This window comes from Bartonella sp. AP11XZML, from assembly GCF_042196445.1.
Taxonomy (GTDB): domain Bacteria; phylum Pseudomonadota; class Alphaproteobacteria; order Rhizobiales; family Rhizobiaceae; genus Bartonella.
Genome location: NZ_JBHIQF010000017.1, coordinates 1 through 1,860, shown reverse-complemented (window position 1 = coordinate 1,860; position 1,860 = coordinate 1). Strand labels below are relative to the sequence as shown.

Below are 1,860 nucleotides of genomic sequence, written 5' to 3'. Positions count from 1 at the left end.
AACCAGCCTTTTAACAGATGCGTGATTCACGCCACGGGTGAATTGCGCGCAATGTAGGAAATCAAGATGACAAATTCTACTTTTTTAAAAGAAATGGCAGAAAAATATGGATTTTCTGCTGAAGAATTTCGAGAAACAATCATAAAAACTTGTATTGGATATAAAAATGCTAATGTCATCACTGATGCAGAATTTGCCGTTTTTCTTTTTGTTGCCAATACTTATGGACTTAACCCTTTAACAAAAGAAATCTATGCTCTCCCTAAAAAAGGCGGCGGCATCATACCCGTTGTTTCTATCGACGGTTGGATAAAGATCATCAAATCAAATCCTGACTTTGATGGCATGACCTTTCAAGATCAACTCAATGAGAATGGGAATATCATTGCTATCAAATGTGCTATTCGTCTCAAAGGGATTAAAGACCCTATCGAAGTCACCGAATATCGCAAAGAATGCGAACAAGAAAAAAGTGAAGCATGGCAAAAATATCCAGCACGTATGTTGCGCCATAAAGCCACTATACAATGTGCTCGCTATGCTTTCGGGCTTTCCGGTATTTATGAAGAAGATGAAGCAAAACGTATCAATGAAACAAACCATAACGTACAAACGAAGTTAGTTTCTTATGATGTGCTTACGCAAATCAAACAATTAATAAACATCACTCAAACAGAAGAGGAAAAAGTGCTTGAGTATGGACGAGTCGACAGGCTTGAAGATCTTCCTGATGAAGTAGCACAAAGGATTTTGGATGTTTTGCAAAAGAGACAGCATGAAAAAGAACAATCTTTTCTACAACAAAAGCAAATAGAGGCGCCTATACAAGATGCCGAATATATTCACGTCCAAGATATAGAATATGCACCACAAGAACAAAGAACGGCGGTGTGAGATGGAACAAAGAACAGCAGAATGGTTTCAAGCACGCTTGGGTAAAGTCACCGCATCAAACATTTACAGCGTACTCAGTAAGACAGCAAAAGGATTGCCTACGAGCAAATATGAAGACTACAAAATCAAACTCATAACAGAGCGCTTAACAGGCGAAACAAGCCCTTATTATGAAACTGAAGATATGAGATGGGGTATTGAACATGAAGAAGATGCCTTGAGAGAATATGGCTTCATTTATGATGCCGATATAACAAAGTGCGGCTTTATCCAACACCCCACAATAGAAATGGCGGGGGCTAGCCCTGATGGTCTCATTGGAGAAGACGGTTTAATCGAAGTCAAATGCCCGAGATCAGTAACACATATGCGCTTTTGTATAGGTGACGAAATCAAACCAGAATATCACGCGCAAATGCAATTCCAAATGGCTTGTACAGAACGAAAGTGGTGTGATTTCGTAAGTTATGATCCACGTTTTACGGGGGAATTCTTTCACTTGCGCATGAAAGTCAAGCGTGTTCTCCGTGATGATCAACAAATTGAACAGATCAATCAAGCTGTTGAAACCTTTTTAGCAGAGATAGAACGAGAGATACAACAACTCTCAACAAAAGCTGCTTGAACCTATGGGGGTGTTTTGTTCCCCGCATATCTACGAGCACCCCCACCCTTCTTAACACTTTCAAGTAATGCGTGATTCACGCCACACGTGAATTGCATCTCAATGTAAGGAGAAAAGATATGGCGCCTCGTCCAGCTGCTATAACGCAACCAGCCATTGCACGCGCTTTAAGAGAAGCTAAAAAACAAGGTTGTGAACTCGTAGAAATCAAACCTACCGGTGAACTGCTTATCTATCTTAAATCCGATATCCCAATACCAAATTCAGTTAGCCACCCAGACAAACTTTTAGATTTGTCAAAGAATGAATATTACGAAACCGCACTCTCTAAGATGTAAAAT

The 1,860-nt window shown here is 39.9% G+C and carries 3 protein-coding genes; all 3 read left to right on the top strand.

Annotated elements, in window-relative coordinates; translation table 11 throughout:
* Nucleotides 1-66 precede the first annotated feature (66 nt).
* The 3 genes from bet (at nucleotide 67) to ACFIMG_RS01545 (ending at nucleotide 1,857) form a co-directional block, all read left to right on the top strand.
* Nucleotides 67-894 (top strand): phage recombination protein Bet, encoded by an 828-nt coding sequence (gene bet, locus ACFIMG_RS01555; protein WP_375678889.1) that lies wholly within the window; start codon nucleotides 67-69, stop codon nucleotides 892-894.
* Between the two features lies 1 nt (nucleotide 895).
* Entirely contained in the window at nucleotides 896-1,519 is a 624-nt protein-coding gene (locus ACFIMG_RS01550) for a lambda exonuclease family protein (RefSeq protein ID WP_375678888.1), read from the top strand.
* Nucleotides 1,520-1,638: 119 nt separating this feature from the next.
* Complete coding sequence (locus ACFIMG_RS01545) at nucleotides 1,639-1,857, top strand: hypothetical protein (RefSeq protein WP_375662684.1); 219 nt, start codon at nucleotides 1,639-1,641, stop codon at nucleotides 1,855-1,857.
* Nucleotides 1,858-1,860: the final 3 nt, after the last annotated feature.

Coding starts and splice junctions, on each gene's coding strand:
- bet (WP_375678889.1), top strand. CDS start 67: ATGACAAATTCTACTTTTTTAAAAGAAATGGCAGAAAAATATGGATTT.
- ACFIMG_RS01550 (WP_375678888.1), top strand. CDS start 896: ATGGAACAAAGAACAGCAGAATGGTTTCAAGCACGCTTGGGTAAAGTC.
- ACFIMG_RS01545 (WP_375662684.1), top strand. CDS start 1,639: ATGGCGCCTCGTCCAGCTGCTATAACGCAACCAGCCATTGCACGCGCT.